Annotated in this window: 18 protein-coding genes; 9 read left to right on the top strand and 9 right to left on the bottom strand. The window is 57.3% G+C overall.

Annotation, left to right across the window (positions count from 1 at the left end):
- Nucleotides 1-20: 20 nt before the first annotated feature.
- A complete protein-coding gene (locus ACT2B1_RS12940) occupies nucleotides 21-419 on the bottom strand; it encodes a DUF983 domain-containing protein (RefSeq protein WP_171239769.1) in 399 nt (132 codons plus the stop codon).
- A gap of 191 nt (nucleotides 420-610) precedes the next feature.
- Here ACT2B1_RS12940 and ACT2B1_RS12935 point away from each other — a divergent pair, with 191 nt between their 5' ends.
- Genes ACT2B1_RS12935 through ACT2B1_RS12920 form a run of 4 tightly spaced genes read left to right on the top strand, consistent with a single transcriptional unit; the run spans nucleotide 611 to nucleotide 2,509 of the window.
- Nucleotides 611-1,078 (top strand): EF-hand domain-containing protein, encoded by a 468-nt coding sequence (locus tag ACT2B1_RS12935; protein ID WP_481667890.1) that lies wholly within the window; start codon nucleotides 611-613, stop codon nucleotides 1,076-1,078.
- Nucleotides 1,079-1,084: 6 nt separating this feature from the next.
- Nucleotides 1,085-1,699 carry an RNA polymerase sigma factor gene (locus ACT2B1_RS12930; protein WP_481667889.1) on the top strand — a complete coding sequence of 205 codons (615 nt, stop codon included), beginning with the start codon at nucleotides 1,085-1,087 and terminating at the stop codon, nucleotides 1,697-1,699.
- On the top strand, nucleotides 1,692-2,039 hold the full coding sequence (locus tag ACT2B1_RS12925) for a hypothetical protein (RefSeq protein ID WP_254449172.1): 348 nt from the start codon (nucleotides 1,692-1,694) through the stop codon (nucleotides 2,037-2,039). Before ACT2B1_RS12930 ends, ACT2B1_RS12925 begins: the two co-directional genes overlap by 8 nt.
- On the top strand, nucleotides 2,036-2,509 hold the full coding sequence (locus tag ACT2B1_RS12920; protein WP_171239773.1) for a periplasmic heavy metal sensor: 474 nt from the start codon (nucleotides 2,036-2,038) through the stop codon (nucleotides 2,507-2,509). Before ACT2B1_RS12925 ends, ACT2B1_RS12920 begins: the two co-directional genes overlap by 4 nt.
- 5 nt (nucleotides 2,510-2,514) lie before the next feature.
- Here ACT2B1_RS12920 and ACT2B1_RS12915 read toward each other — a convergent pair whose 3' ends face one another.
- A complete protein-coding gene (locus tag ACT2B1_RS12915) occupies nucleotides 2,515-3,897 on the bottom strand; it encodes a diguanylate cyclase (RefSeq protein WP_481667888.1) in 1,383 nt (460 codons plus the stop codon).
- 87 nt (nucleotides 3,898-3,984) lie between these two features.
- On the opposite strand from ACT2B1_RS12915, the gene ACT2B1_RS12910 reads away from it, so the two are divergent.
- The 5 genes from ACT2B1_RS12910 (at nucleotide 3,985) to ACT2B1_RS12890 (ending at nucleotide 8,425) form a co-directional block, all read left to right on the top strand.
- The gene (locus ACT2B1_RS12910) at nucleotides 3,985-4,269 is read left to right on the top strand and encodes a DUF3572 domain-containing protein (RefSeq protein WP_481667887.1); all 285 of its coding nucleotides are present in this window, start codon (nucleotides 3,985-3,987) and stop codon (nucleotides 4,267-4,269) included.
- A gap of 25 nt (nucleotides 4,270-4,294) precedes the next feature.
- Nucleotides 4,295-4,987, top strand: a complete 693-nt coding sequence (locus ACT2B1_RS12905) for an HAD family hydrolase (protein WP_171120826.1) — start codon at nucleotides 4,295-4,297, stop codon at nucleotides 4,985-4,987.
- 121 nt (nucleotides 4,988-5,108) lie between these two features.
- Nucleotides 5,109-6,668 carry a trimethylamine methyltransferase family protein gene (locus ACT2B1_RS12900; protein WP_481667886.1) on the top strand — a complete coding sequence of 520 codons (1,560 nt, stop codon included), beginning with the start codon at nucleotides 5,109-5,111 and terminating at the stop codon, nucleotides 6,666-6,668.
- A gap of 120 nt (nucleotides 6,669-6,788) precedes the next feature.
- Entirely contained in the window at nucleotides 6,789-7,373 is a 585-nt protein-coding gene (locus ACT2B1_RS12895; RefSeq protein ID WP_481667885.1) for a heme NO-binding domain-containing protein, read from the top strand.
- On the top strand, nucleotides 7,373-8,425 hold the full coding sequence (locus ACT2B1_RS12890) for a diguanylate cyclase (RefSeq protein ID WP_481667884.1): 1,053 nt from the start codon (nucleotides 7,373-7,375) through the stop codon (nucleotides 8,423-8,425). Before ACT2B1_RS12895 ends, ACT2B1_RS12890 begins: the two co-directional genes overlap by 1 nt.
- On the opposite strand, the gene ACT2B1_RS12885 is transcribed toward ACT2B1_RS12890, so the two are convergent.
- From ACT2B1_RS12885 to ACT2B1_RS12855, 7 genes are all read right to left on the bottom strand, one after another.
- A complete protein-coding gene (locus ACT2B1_RS12885; RefSeq protein ID WP_481667883.1) occupies nucleotides 8,422-9,120 on the bottom strand; it encodes a CbiX/SirB N-terminal domain-containing protein in 699 nt (232 codons plus the stop codon). The genes ACT2B1_RS12890 and ACT2B1_RS12885 overlap by 4 nt on opposite strands.
- Before the next feature lie 72 nt (nucleotides 9,121-9,192).
- Nucleotides 9,193-10,125 carry an AEC family transporter gene (locus tag ACT2B1_RS12880; RefSeq protein ID WP_171120836.1) on the bottom strand — a complete coding sequence of 311 codons (933 nt, stop codon included), beginning with the start codon at nucleotides 10,123-10,125 and terminating at the stop codon, nucleotides 9,193-9,195.
- Nucleotides 10,126-10,186: 61 nt separating this feature from the next.
- Nucleotides 10,187-10,984, bottom strand: coding sequence for an MBL fold metallo-hydrolase (locus ACT2B1_RS12875; RefSeq protein ID WP_171120838.1), 798 nt, complete (start codon nucleotides 10,982-10,984; stop codon nucleotides 10,187-10,189).
- Nucleotides 10,981-11,787, bottom strand: coding sequence for a TatD family hydrolase (locus tag ACT2B1_RS12870; RefSeq protein WP_481667882.1), 807 nt, complete (start codon nucleotides 11,785-11,787; stop codon nucleotides 10,981-10,983). The genes ACT2B1_RS12875 and ACT2B1_RS12870 overlap by 4 nt, the downstream gene beginning before the upstream one ends.
- Nucleotides 11,784-12,905 carry a DNA polymerase III subunit delta' gene (locus tag ACT2B1_RS12865; protein ID WP_481667881.1) on the bottom strand — a complete coding sequence of 374 codons (1,122 nt, stop codon included), beginning with the start codon at nucleotides 12,903-12,905 and terminating at the stop codon, nucleotides 11,784-11,786. The genes ACT2B1_RS12870 and ACT2B1_RS12865 overlap by 4 nt, the downstream gene beginning before the upstream one ends.
- A 7-nt stretch (nucleotides 12,906-12,912) precedes the next feature.
- Nucleotides 12,913-13,539 carry a dTMP kinase gene (tmk, locus tag ACT2B1_RS12860; RefSeq protein WP_171239781.1) on the bottom strand — a complete coding sequence of 209 codons (627 nt, stop codon included), beginning with the start codon at nucleotides 13,537-13,539 and terminating at the stop codon, nucleotides 12,913-12,915.
- Nucleotides 13,536-14,711, bottom strand: a complete 1,176-nt coding sequence (locus ACT2B1_RS12855) for a D-alanyl-D-alanine carboxypeptidase family protein (RefSeq protein WP_171239782.1) — start codon at nucleotides 14,709-14,711, stop codon at nucleotides 13,536-13,538. The genes tmk and ACT2B1_RS12855 overlap by 4 nt, the downstream gene beginning before the upstream one ends.
- Nucleotides 14,712-14,722: the final 11 nt, after the last annotated feature.

Genomic DNA, 14,722 nt, shown 5'->3' with positions numbered 1-14,722 from the left:
GAACACCTGTATCGTCGGGGTCATTGCGATTTTTCAAACCCATGCATACGGCGCGCCCATTGATAGGCGACAACAGCACCTTTTAAACGCGGCAACAGGAACAGGGACAATGCCGTGCATCCAATCGCGAATATCAGGAACATCGTCAAAGGCTCGGGCCGCCAATGCACGTATGAGACATGCAGCGCCGGTGCCAGTAGATGCCCGACCAGCAGAATCGTCAGGTAAGCCGGGCCGTCATCCGCCCTGTGGTGAAACAGTTCTTGCCCGCAGGACGAGCAAGTGTGGTTCACCTTCAGATAGTTGTGCAACAGCTTTCCTTCACCGCATTTTGGGCAACGGCAACGAAAACCCTTGGCCAAAGCCGGCCAAGTGGGCCGGTCTTCCTGAGCCGTTGTGTCGATCGTTTGATCTGTCATCATGATACTCGCGCGTTCCGATTTGTGGGATATTGCGCATGTTTTGACGTGTAGAAAAGGGGGGTGCGTCGCTTTGTGTCCTTAAAGGGAGTGATGTTTTTTTTGAAATTCTGCGACGGAACCCACGCGCAGCGGCGTTTGAACCTATGTGAGCAGCGGCAACGACGCCGCACAAACAAAGGAAAACCGATATGAAAAGCGCGAAGTTTATCCCGGCGATTGTTCTCTCGGCTGTCGCGATTACAGGCACCTCGGTTCTGGCGGCAGGTCAGCGCGGTCACGAACCTGTGACGTTTGAGGAATTGGATGCGAACAATGACGGGCAGGTCACGCCCGAGGAAATGCAGGCCCATCGAAGCCAGCGGTTCCTGGACGCGGATACCAACGGAGATGGTCAACTCAGCGTCGAAGAGATGCAGGCGGCCAGCCAGAAGAAGGTGAACGAACGTGTCTCGAAGATGTTTGAGCGGCACGATGCCAATCAGGATGGCTTTCTGAGCGAGGATGAGTTGCCCAAACCGCGCCGCGCTGACAAGATGTTTGACCGTATAGACGCGGACAATAGCGGTGCGATTTCGGAACAGGAATTTGCGGATGCAAAAAACAAGATGGGTCGGCACCACAAGAAACGCGACAAGGGTGGTTCTGACGATAGCTGATGCGGAATGCAGGATCTGACCTCTTCACTGCAGGATGTTCGTGGTGCGGCTTGCACCGCGAACACGCTCAGCGATGATGCCCTGTTGGGGCAGTTCGCCCGTGGCGATGCAGCGGCCGCGCGCGTTCTGACCGATCGGCTTGGGCCGCGAAGTTTTTCGGTTGCCCTTCGAATGCTGGGATCGCGGGCAGAGGCGGAAGATATCACGCAAGAGGCAATGATGCGCCTTTGGAAGATGGCCCCGGATTGGGTTTCGGGGCAGGCAAAGGTTTCAACATGGCTGTATCGCGTAACGATGAACCTGTGCGTGGATCACCTGCGCAAGCAAAAACCTGACCATCTGGCCGATGTTCCAGAGCCAGAAGATGGTCGGGCCAGTGTTGCCGAGCGTATGCAGGACAAAGCCCGTAAGGATGCGCTTCAGGTGGCCTTGTCACAACTGCCCGAGCGACAGCGACAAGCCGTTGTTTTGCGGCACATAGAGGAATTGCCCAACCCCGAGATTGCCGGGATCATGGGTATTTCTGTAGAAGCGGTCGAGAGCCTGACCGCGCGCGGAAAACGGAGCTTGGTGGCCATTCTGTCCGATAGGCGTGGTGAATTGGGGTATGACGATGACTGAAGACGAAAAGCAACTGGATCAGTTATTTACGCAAGCCCGTCAGAACCGACCGGAGTTGCCGGATACACTTGCAGTACGCATCCTGACAGACGCCGAAGAAGTGCGTTTGGGTCAGAAGACGCCCGCAGGCAAACCCGCTCGTTCGCTTTGGACGCGGATTGTTGATGGCGTCGGAGGCTGGCAGGGCATGGGGGGGCTGGTCGCGGCCAGTGCAGCGGGTGTGTGGATCGGCTTTGCCGCTCCGGGCTTTTTGCCGGACCCCGCCACCTACATTTATGGGCAGAAAACGAGCTTTGTTCTCGCCGACCTCGATACATCATTTCTGGAGGACACCGAATGAACGATAGTCCACAACCCAAGCGTCGGTGGATGCCGATCCTGTTGGCCGTGTCCCTTGCGCTCAATCTTTTGATTGTTGGGATGGCTGTTGGAACCGTTCTACGGGTCAAAGGAAATGATCACGCCAAGGCCCCGCCCGGGTTTGGCTCTGCTCTTTATCGCGCGTTGCCGAAGGATGATCGGAAGGCTTTGCGGGGTGATCTGTCGGATCGGCACAGAAAAGGGTCAAGCAGCCGCTCCAGGGATTTCGCAACGCTGAATGAGGCATTGCGCGCCGATCCCTTTGATCCTGTGGCCGTTCAGACGCTGTTGTCCCGACAGGCGCAGTCCATGGCCGATCTGCAAGTGGCCCTACAAGAGCAGTGGCTTGACCGCGTCACGTCGATGACCAGCGACGAGCGTCTGATTTATGCCGATCGTCTGGAAGAGGTCGTTCGTCGCGGACCGCATGGCCGCAAGAAAAAGGACTAATGGTTTCAGGCAGCACATTGTCTGACCCGCACCTGATTTCTGCCTGCTTTCTTTGCAGCGTACAGAGCGGAATCCGCTGACCGGATCAAGCCATCCAACGGCGCAACAGAGGACTTTTGAGGTTTTGTCGCGATAAGCCCGATACTGATTGTGACCTGTACCAATTTCCGATTGTCCGGGGGTGAAAACGGGGACTGACGGATGCAGTCACACAAGGTTCGGGCGATGGAAAGGGCGCCAGATTGCGTTGTTTCCGGCAGGCCAATCAGAAATTCCTCTCCGCCGATGCGCGCGACGAAACCGGCTGATCCAATCGCGCGTTCCAAACGTTTGCCCGCTTCGGTCAGCACAAAGTCACCAGCGACGTGACCGTAACGGTCATTGATTGATTTGAAATGATCCAAATCCGCCAGCATAACCGCAAAACCCTTGTTGGCTTGGGATGACCTGCGCGCAATTTGATCCATGGCGTGCATGGCATACCGGCGATTGTGAAGTCCGGTCAGGGGGTCGATCCAGGATTCGGCGACCCCGCGATACAGCGATGCACGCATCTGATCCAATCGGGATTTCCGGGCGATTTGATTTTCAAGCCGCAACGCAACTTCGTCGGCGCAAAATCCGCTCTGGCAAATCGCATCCACCCCGCGATCAAGCGCATCGGCGGCAAGCTGCGCGCCGTCCTTAGGCAGAACGCCAATCAGCACCGTTCGCCTTGTACCGACCCTTGATCGCAAGTCGGCTAGGGTGCTTAGGGCCTTTGGGTTGATTTCAATGACAATTGCATCGGGCAGAGGGCCTGACAAAAGCCCCTGCAAATTCGAACAGGTATGCGCGGCCAGCGCGTGCCGCGTTTTCCCGGACAGTGCCTTGTGCCACAGCGCGCTTGTCTTGGTGGATTGTGTCAGAACCGCAACCCGGGCAGGCTTTTGTGCTGGCGTGAAACCCGTTGCGGGTTCGGCAAACCCTATCGGTTGCGACCCACTTCCTATTCTGAGTTCCTGAGTCTCGGCGCGTGCACGCAAAAGGCTACGGACCCGGGCAAGCAAGAGAGAGTCCTTGAAAGGTGGGGTAATGACATCATCCAGCCCATCCGTAAGCGCTTTCAGTCTGGCCGCCTTGTCGTTCTGGGCAGCAATTGCCGCCACTGGCACATCGGCAAGGTCTGGATCGGCTGCCACCAGTTTCTTGACCTCTGCCGCCGTGCCATCCGGCAGGGATTGCGCGGTCAGCACAAGGTCCGGGCGTGTGCGCCGCAACAGCCCGGCCAGACCGTCCAGCTTTTCGGCCTGCACAACGTGATACCAGGCCGCCGTCAGCTGAACCTTCAGCATGATGCGATTGGTCGAGGTCCCGTCTAGGACAAGGATGGTTCCCTGAACCGACATTTGTGTCACCGTTGATTGCATGCGTTGCCAAAGTGTTTATGAGTTTGGTTAACAAACCCTTTCCAATATCTGATCCGGGGCAATTTAATGGTAATATCTGCCCAATCCGCTGAAACTTTGGCCTTGAACGTGCTAGTTTGGCTCGTTGGGAACGAGGAATTGCTGCCGGTTTTTCTTGGGTCAACCGGGGCGTCCGTTCAGGATCTAAAAGACCGGGCAGAGGATCCGGATTTCCTTGGGTCGGTACTTGATTTTCTTGTGCTTGACGATTCGTGGGTGATGTCCTTTTGTGACGCCAATTCCGTGCCTTACGAACTGCCCGGTCAAGCCCGCGCAGTTCTGTCTGGCGGCGCGGACATGCACTGGACCTGAAGCTTTTTCCCTGCGGGAGCACGTAATGCCCATTGATGCGATTTTGTTCGACAAGGACGGCACTCTGTTTGATTTTGCGAATACGTGGGGCGCTTTTGGGCGCAACGTGTTGCTGCGTTTGGCGGATGGAGACAATCAGCGCGCGGCGGAATTGGGCCGCATCATCGGGTTTGATCTGGAATCCGTGACCTATTCCGAAGACAGCATTGTGATCGCCGGAACCGTGGAAGAGGTGGCAGACGTCCTGGTTCCGCATCTACCCGACATGGAACACGAAGAGCTGATTGACTTGCTGAACGTAGAATCCGCCTCAGCGCCACAGGCCCCTGCTGTTCCCTTGGCGCCTTTTCTGAACGGGTTGCGCGATGCGGGGTTAAAACTGGGTGTGGCAACGAACGACGGTGAGATGCCCGCGCTCGAGCATTTGGCTTCGGCCGGGATAAGAGAACATTTCGATTTTGTCGCAGGATACGACAGTGGACACGGATACAAGCCCGGGCCGGGACAGCTTTTGGCCTTTGCTGCACATGTCGATGTCGCCCCCGAGCGGGTCGCGATGGTTGGCGACAGTCTGCACGATCTACAGGCCGGGCGCGCTGCGGGTATGACCACCATCGGAGTTCTGACCGGATTGGCCCCGGCCGAGACACTGGCACCATTTGCGGATGTTGTATTGCCCAATATCGGGCATATCCCGGGCTGGCTGGCCAAGGACTGAACGAGGTCGGGTCAAAATCGCCGATCTGAGTGTTGAAACCGACATAGCTTGTCGCAGACAGAGCGGCCAGCCTTCCGACTTCGGGGCTTGCTTAAAGCAACGCCAGTTTCGGGAGGGTCCAATGGCCGACACAAAAACGCGCAGACGCCGCAGCGGTGGACGTGCAGGTGCAGCCGAGCGCAGAGGCACCGCCGTGATTGATCAGATGCCGTGGAATCCTCCTGTCAATATCGACAACCCCACCGAACCGTTGGATGCTGCCAGGATCGAAGCGATCCACGAAGGCGCAATGCGTATTCTCGAAGAGATCGGGGTCGAATTCTACAACGAAGAAGCTATCGGCATTCTGCGTGAAGCCGGGTGTACAATTGACGGCGATAACGTCCGAATGGGGCGGGATTTTGTGATGGAGATGGTGGGAAAAGCGCCGTCATCCTTCTCGATCACGCCGCGCAACCCCGATCGTAAGATCGAAATCGGGGGCAGGAATATGCTGTTCGGGAACGTATCCTCTCCGCCAAATTACTGGGACATGGAGATTGGAACCAAGGTTCCGGGAAACCGAGAAATGTGCCGGAATTTGCTGAAGCTGACTCAGTATTTCAACTGCATTCACTTTGCCGGGGGATACCCGGTGGAACCGGTCGATATCCACGCCAGTGTTCGGCATCTGGACGTGTTGTATGACAAGCTGACCCTGACGGACAAAGCCATGCACGCCTATTCGCTGGGCAAGGAACGGGTTGAGGATGTCATGGAGATGGTCCGCATCGCAGGTGGCCTAACCCATGAGGAATTCGAGGCCGAGCCTCGGATGTACACCAACATCAACTCGACCTCACCACTGAAGCATGATCATCCGATGATTGACGGATGCCTGCGGCTGGCCCGGCGCGGTCAGGCGATTGTTGTCACTCCGTTTACATTGGCTGGCGCCATGGCGCCCGTAACGATGGCCGGGGCCGTAGCACAGTCTTTGGCCGAGGCGCTGTGCGCTATTGCCCTGTTTCAATACGTGCGGCCGGGCATTCCCTGCGTCATCGGCACGTTTACCTCGAATGTCGACATGAAGTCCGGTGCGCCTGCGTTTGGAACACCAGAATACATGCGGTCCACCCAGATGACAGGACAGATGGCACGGTACTATGGTCTTCCCATGCGGTCCTCGGGTGTGTGCGCCGCAAACGTGCCTGACGGTCAGTCTGTTTGGGAGACGTCGAACTCTTTGTGGGCTGCCGTGCAATCGGGGACGAACATGGTTTACCACGCCGCTGGCTGGCTGGAGGGCGGGCTGATTGCCAGCCCCGAGAAGTTTATTATGGATTGCGAGATCTTGCAGCAAATTCAAAGGTATATGCAGCCCGAGATCACGGCGACGGGACCTGATGAAATCGCATTGGAGGCAATAAAAGCAGTCGGAAATGACGGCCATTTCTTTGGCATTCAGCATACACAGGACCGCTACACCACAGCATTTTATCAACCCTTCCTGAGTGACTGGAAGAATTATGAAGGATGGAACGTCGCTGGTGGTGTCTGGACGGCCGAGCGCGCCCATCACATGTTCAAAGAGATTATCACCAGTTTTGAGCCGCCGGCGATTGACGACGGGATTCGGGAAGAACTTGCCGAGTTCGTTACGCGCCGTAAGGCTGAAGGCGGCGCGCCAACAGATTTCTAGGCAGAGGCGGGCCTTTTCACATTGAGACTAGGCTGAATTCTACCTATCGGGCTGGCCATCTTGGCTTTTTGTTAAGGTTTCTCGGAGCAGACTACGCATGTAACCACTTTGGGGCATCTCATGCATGGTCTGATTAATCGGGCGGTAGAGTCATTTGTTTGCGAGACCTACGGACAATCGTGCTGGATAAACGTGACCGAGGCGGCTGAACTGGGATTTTCCGAGTTTGAGGCCATGCTGGTCTACGATGACGAAATGACCCTGCGTGTTCTGGACATTTTATGCGCGAAGCTAAAGCGGCCGCGCGGGGAACTGCTTGAAGACCTTGGCACCTATCTGGTCTCGCATCCCAAAATGGAAGGGTTGCGCCGTCTTCTGCGGTTTGGGGGCGAAACTTATGTCGAATTCCTGCACTCGCTCGATGATTTATCTGACCGCGTTCGTTTGGCGGTCAGCGATCTGACCTTGCCTGTGCTCGAGTTGAGAGAGGTGTCGCCTGCGGAGTTCCAACTCTACTGCTATCCCGGCTTGAAAGGGTATTCGAGCGTTATGGTCGGGGTCTTGCGTGCCATCGCCGATGACTATGGTGCCTTGGCGATGCTGTCCCATGCGGGCACCGAGGGAGAGGTTGAGATTATTTCAATTGTTCTGATCGAAAGCGCGTTTGCCGAGGGGCGACAATTCGATCTGGGGGCGCGCGGTTGATGATGGAAACATCGGATCTTTCTTCATTGCTTGGACTATTGTGCCCCATGTTTGTGCTTGTTGACGAACAGGGACAAATCACAAGCGTTGGGCCCACTTTGCAAAAGCTCCGCCCCGAGCAGCCCATGCAAGGCCAAGGCTTTTTGGACCTGTTCGAATTGGTTCGCCCACGCTCAATCACCACGACTGCTGCATTGTTGTCGCTGGCAGGTGCCAAACTGCACCTAAAACTACGGGACGAACCACGCACCGCGTTAAAGGGGTTGGTTGCACCGCTGCCGGGGAACAAGGGCGCGATCATCAATCTGTCCTTTGGAATTTCGATTCTGGATGCCGTGCGTGACTATGCCCTGACAAGTGCCGATTTCTCGGGAACCGATCTTGCAATTGAACTGCTGTACTTGGTCGAAGCCAAGTCAGCCGCGATGGAAGCATCACGTTCCCTGAACCTGCGCTTGCAAGGTGCCATGCTTGCGGCTGAGGAACAGGCCTTTACGGATATGCTCACTGGTTTGAAGAACCGAAGGGCCATGGACGTTCTTCTGGGTCACATGGCGTCGGGCAATGCACCATTTGCGTTGATGCATCTGGATCTGGATTTCTTCAAGTCCGTGAACGACCGACTTGGGCACGCGGCAGGTGATTTTGTTCTGCAGCAGGCAGCGCGCATCATGGAGGAAGAAACCCGCAGCGACGATATGGTCGCGCGCGTGGGCGGGGATGAGTTTGTTATAATTATCAAGGGCTTGATTGATGAGGGGGTGTTGTCCTCAATTGCGGGCCGTTTGATAGACAGGCTGAGGCAACCGACGGTATTCGAAAGCGAAACCTGCAGGGTTTCCGCGAGCGTTGGCATAGCCTTGTCGACCCAATTCAGTACCTTGAAGGCTGCAGAAATCCTTAAGGCTGCTGATCAAGCTCTGTATGACGCTAAACGATCTGGCAGATCCCGCTATAGCTTTTTCTCACCACCAGCAGGTTCGATAACCGATCCCCCAAAATTGCAGGGTTCCCCACAGCCGCGGTCCGGTATCTCTGGGCAACAGTGCTAGGTGCCCCCGAAGGCTTGCGAAAGTACGTTGGCAATCTGACGCTTCACGCGGGGAAGTTCGCCGACAACGGGCAAAACCCGGCCCTTGAACGCAGCGCGATCCAACTCTTGCGGGACGTCTTCCAGAACGTGGCCCCCGGTACAGGCAAAAAATGGCAGGCAGAGGGCCTTTGCCCCTGTGCCCTGCGCGGCCTCGGAGATGGAGGGTGGTTCTTCCACAAACCCGACCCGGATTGAGCGAAAATCTGTCAATTCCTCGAGCTTCTTGGCGAAATCTCGGGCAATTTTGGACGGGTTGCGGCTGCGCCCAGAGCCATGCGCGGCCAATACGATATCGGTGGTTGAGGACACCCATTTTAAATCCGTAACCGCGTCGCCTAGTGTGTCTGCAATCAGCGAAGGCAGGATGGCGTCGGTACCTAAAGGGTCAAGAACGCGCAGCGGCTGTGCCCCAAGACGTTTGGGCAGGGCGCTTGTGACAAACCACCCTTTCGCCATGAACAGCGGAAAAACCACTGTGTCATCGGGCAAGTCCTGTAGTTTCACCTCAAGCGCGCCGGGTGCCGCCAAAGTCGCTGACGTCACCGTAACGCCGTCGCACATCCCGTTTACCTCGGTCGCGTATCGGGCAAGCGCGGCTTCAGCGGGATCTGGATCAGAGGGCTGACCATGAGCGACGATAAGGGCGTAGGGCATGAGGGCCTTCCCGTTTTGAGTTATCGAAAGGTGTGTTGTACCGGGGCAAAGTCAACATGCATTTGGATAGAGTTAGCCCAACAACATGAGCCAGAACCAGACCGTAAGTATAGACGCCCCGGTTCCAACCAAAACCGACGACGCGGCGACTCTTTTGGCCCGCCCATACATGTTGGCAAAGATGTAGGCATTGAACCCGGGCGCCATTGCCGCGTTCAGAACGCCCGATCGAAACAAGTCCTGTGGTAAACCGACGGTAGAGCCGAATAGCCAGACAAGACTGGGGTGCAGCATCAGCGACACGCCGCACACAAAGGCAATCGTGCGGAGGTCGCCTTCGGGCTTGTACTTGACCAGAACCCCGCCCAACGCGAACAGCGCCCCTGGAAGGGCGGCGCGGGTCACAAGGCCAAGGGCTTCATCCACAACGGCAGGAACCTGGATCCCGGACAGGTTGACGGCAAAGCCCAACGCGATCCCTAAGATCAGAGCGTTTCGGAACATCGCCGACAGAACCGAGCGCACCATACGCGTGCCACCGTGCCCGCGATTGCGGACGAACTCCATCACCGTGATGCCCACGCAATAGCAAAAAGGCGAGTGAAACGCGATAATCGCGTAGTTTCCGGTCAGGTTTTCGGGGCCATAAGCGCGCTCGGTAATTGGCAGGCCCAGTAGAACTGAATTCGAAAATAGACAGCAAAACCCGATGGCGACACAGTCTTCCCAATCCCTGTTGAATATCAGCCGCGCGCCGAACAACCCAGCGCAGAAACACAGCGCGGCCGCCGTATAGAAACTGGCCAGCAGACGCGGATCGAAACTGGCGCTAAGGTCAAGATTGGAAATGGCCAGAAACAGCAGGCAAGGGATTGCAAACCCTTGGGTGAACTTCATCAGCCCGTCGACATGGACCTCTTTGAAATACCCAAGCCGGGTCGACGCATAGCCAGCCCCGATAACCAGAAATACCGGAAGGATGACGTTGATCAGGGATTGCAGCATCTAAGGCTCCACCGGGGTCGCCAACCGGGGCGAGGATATGGCAGAGCAAGTCGTCAGGGCCTTACAGCGCCTGATGTATCACCATGCCGTCATAGGCTGGTGCGATGTGATCCGCAGTTTCCGCATCGACTGTGGCATAATCCAGGTCGATATGCATGTTGGTTAGGACGGCCTTCTTGGGTTGCAACTTTTCAATCCAGCCCAGCGTTTTTTCCAGATGTGCGTGGGTAGGATGCGGAGACCGGCGCAACGCGTCGATAATGAGACAGTCCAGCCCTTCCAACATTGTCCACGCATCGTCGTAAATCTCGGCTACGTCGGGCAGGTAGACAAGATTGCCCATTCGAAAGCCTAAAGCGTCAATCGACCCATGGTTCACTTTGAACGGATGAAAGGGGATCGGACCGCCGGGGCCTGTAACCTCGAACGGGCCATCAATGGTTTTCAGGTCGAGAATGGGCGGGTACGGCGAATTTTCGGGCTGAATAAAGGCATATCCGAAGCGACCCAGCAGATCGTTCTGAGTATCGCCGTCAGCCCAAACAGGGACACGCTCGCGCATGTTGAAAACGATCATGCGCAGGTCGTCGATGCCGTGCACGTGGTCAGCGTGGGAATGGGTGTAGACCACTCCGTCCAGACGGCCCGTGCCTGTATCCAGCAACTGACTGCGCATATCGGGGGTCGTGTCGATCAGAACCGAAGTCGTCCCTTTGGGTCCGTCGCGTTCAACCAGCATCGAGCAGCGGCGACGGATGTTGCGCGGATTGTCGGGGTCACATGCGCCCCAGTGACCGCCCAGTCGCGGGACGCCGCCAGAAGACCCGCAGCCAAGGATCGTACAGCGCAGTTCCGTCATGCAGCCGCCTTGTAAGTTGCGGCCTTTGTGAACAGCCGGTCAAAATTTGCTTGCGTCTGTGCCGCGAATTCCGAGTACCCCATCCCGAAAACTTCAGCCCCTTTTCGGGCGGTATGGGCCGTATAAGCGGGTTCGTTACGCTTGCCGCGGAATGGAGGTGGCGCCAGATAAGGCGCATCGGTCTCGACAAGGATGCGATCGACCGGGGCGCTGGCGAATATGTCCCGAAGGTCCTGGCTTTTGGGGAATGCAGCGATGCCGGACATGGAAAGGTAAAATCCCAGACCCAATGCGGCCTTGGCCAGTTCCGCCGATGATGAAAAGCAGTGCATCACGCAGGAATAGGGCGCGTTGCGATATTCTTCGCTTAGAATCCTCGCCATATCATCGTCAGCCGCGCGGGCGTGGATGATCAGCGGCAAGCCTGTTCGCTGCGCGGCTTCGATGTGGATACGCAGAGATTGCTTTTGTACTTCGGCACTGTCAGCGGTGTAGTGATAGTCCAGCCCGGTCTCCCCAATGCCCACGAATTTGGGGTGCCGGGACAGTTGCAGCAGTTCATCAACGGTAGCTATCGGTTCATCCGCGGCGCTCATGGGGTGCGTACCAGCGGCGAAAAAGACCGGAGCATGTGCTTCTGCGATCGCGCGGATGGTGGGTTCATTGCGCAAACGGGTACAGATTGTGACTATCCGCGTCACGCCTGCTTCGGCTGCGCGGGCCACGATTTCGTCCAACTGGCCATCGAAATCAGGGAAGTCCAGATGACAATGGCTATCTGTGATTTGGGGCGTATCGCTCATCTGCTCTGACCGGCGGTTTCCTGTATCTTGAACACCGTATCTAGGACCAGCGCGGCAGGGTCAAGGTTCACCGCTTGACCATGTCGCGTGCGGGCCGTGATCAGGGCTGCGGTATCCGCCCATTGACGCGCCATATGTGGGGACGCGGACAGGCGTGACAGGACTTCCGCCTCGCCCGGCGCGGCCTCTGGCATAGGGGGGGCACCAGTTGCACCCGTCAGGGCAAGCCGAGACAAAGCAATGTCTATCAAAGTCAGCAACAGCTCAAAACGCTCGGCCGCGCCGCGTTGGGCTGCGGCCTCGGCCAAGGCCAAGGCACGCTGACGGTCCATTCTTGGAATCGTGCCCAAAATGGCGATGAGTTCTGCGTAAATGTCCAGGCCACTCAGGTTGATCAGGCGAACGGCACTGCCCACAGAACCAGCGGCGAGAGCGGCCAGATGATCCGGGTTGCTTGGCGGCTCGGCCCCGGTTTGTGCCAAAGCCGTCATCATATCTTCGGTGCCTAGCGGTGACAGCCTGAGCGTTCGGCACCGCGACCGGATTGTAGGCAACAGCCGCGATGGTTGGTGCGAGACCAACAAAAGTGTGGTGCGGGCAGGGGGCTCTTCGAGCATTTTCAGAAGGGCATTGGCTGCGCTGACATTCATCTCATCCGCAGAGTCCACTATGACAACGCGCCGCCCACCGTCGGCTGAAGAAAGTCCGAAGAACTTGCCCAGCTTACGGATATCTTCGACCACGATTTCGTTTCGCATCCTGCCGCGGTCGTTCTCGGACCGGGTGACCGAGGCAAGTCCAGGCTCAGCCCCGGCCAGAATGCGATGAGAGACCGGGTGATCCTCGTCAATATCCAGCGTTTCAGGTTGTGGGGGCGCTCCGAAAAGGCCATCCTCTTCGGCTGGAGGTGTCGCCAGCAAGAACCGTGCGATGCGCCACGCCAACGTCGATTTTCCCACTCCGCGAGGGCCGGTCAGCAACCAACCATGGTGCAGTCGTTCCGAATTGTAGGCCGTCAGAAAGGCGCTTTCGGCCTCGGCCTGCCCGAAAAGCTGCCGGGTTTCGCGCGGGTGTGGGGCACCGGGTGCCTGATCCGGGGGCGGGGTTTCGTCGCTCATCAATAGTTTACCGCAAAGCCTGCTTAACGATACCTGTCACATCGCTGGCGACTCTGTCCATGTCCCGATTGCCGTCGATCACGCGAAATCGTTCAGAAAACTCATCGGCAAGGGCAAGAAATCCGGCTCTCATCTTGAGTTGCAGGTCAAGGCCGAAATCTTCGAACCTTTCTTCTGTTCCCTGACGCCCCTTTGCCCGGTTCAGACCGGTCTGGGGGTCCATGTCGATCAGAAGGGTCAGATCAGGTTCACGACCAATCATCAGATTGTGCAACTGATCCACCAATCCGCGCAGGTCACCGCGAGAAAGGCCCTGATACATGCGGGTGCTGTCGGCAAAGCGATCACATATCACCACTTTGCCAGCGGCCAAAGCGGGTTCGATCGTACGTTCCAAGTGGTCGCGGCGCGCAGCGGTGAACAGCAAAATTTCCGTTTCAGCGGACCACCGATCGGGGTCGCCCTCAAGCACAAGGCGGCGAATTTCTTCAGCCCCGGCAGACCCGCCGGGTTCGCGGGTCAGGACAACGTCGTGACCCATGCCGCGCAGGTGATCGGTCAGCAAGCGTGCTTGCGATGACTTACCCGATCCGTCAATACCTTCGAAGGTTAGGAACAACCCGGTGCTTGTCACAGGGCGTCCAACGGATTGCCGATAACGTCAGTTAACACGATGCTGCCTACGGTCATCATCCGAACAACAAACCCGCCGGTCGCAACATCATTCGCGGCCACCAGAGGGCGGCGAATTTCCGGAAGACCCTCGGGCTTGATGACCAGTTCGGCCAGCTTCTGACCCTTTTTGATCGGCTCACTCGATGCATCGACGGGCCCGTCATAGACCACTTCGGCCTTTACATCCTTGTCGCCCAAAACCGGAAGGAGAATAGTCAGATCACCTTCGGGAACCAATCCAACCGTCTTTTCCGCACCCATCCAAACTTTGGCTTCGGCTATCGGCGCTTCGGAGTTGGCAATTGTCCTCTCGACAAAATTGCGAAACGACCAGTTAACCACGGCCTCAGCCTCCTCTGCGCGGCGGGCAGTGCTGTCGAGACCGGATAGGACAAAGATCACCCTGCGGTCGCCCTGTTTGGCTGAACCGACAAGGCCGTATCCCGCTTCTTGCGTGTGGCCGGTCTTTAACCCGTCTGCCCCAATTCCCAGTTTGAGCAGGGGATTGCGGTTGCGCGAGTTCGACGGCGCGCGACCGTCAAATTCAAACTCTTCCTCGGCGAACAGGGGATAGTATTCGGGGAAATCGGTGATCAGTCGGTCCGCAAGAACCGCCAGATCATGCACGGACATCATGTGCCCAGCCGCAGGCCAGCCGTTTGAGTTGGCGAAGTTCGAGCTGTTCATCCCCATCTGCTCGGCGCGCTGCGTCATATAGCGTGCGAACCCGGCTTCGGTTCCATCCGGGCTGAGTGCCTCGGCAATCACCACGCAGGCGTCATTGCCGGACAACACGATTATGCCCCGCAACAAATCCTCGACCCGGACCCGGTCCTGCGTATTTAGGAACATGGTCGAGCCGCCATAACTCATCGCGTGTTCCGAAACGGGCAGTTCTTCGTCCAGCGTCAGGCGGCCATCCCGCAGTGCTTCGAACGCGACATACAAGGTCATCAGTTTCGACATCGACGCCGGTGGCAGCGGCTGATCTGCGTCTTTGGACAGCAGTACCGTGCCTGTTGTCTGGTCGATCACATATGCTGCGCGGGCCGTTGTATCGAAGGCCTGGGCAGGCAGGGCAAACAGCGCCAGCCCCAGGGACAAAACAGAAGATCGCAATGAGGTCAGCATCAGGGCCTCCC

The organism is Ruegeria sp. S263, from assembly GCF_056780525.1.
The sequence above is the reverse complement of the archived record's forward strand: the minus strand, read 5'-3'. Positions and strand labels throughout refer to the sequence as shown.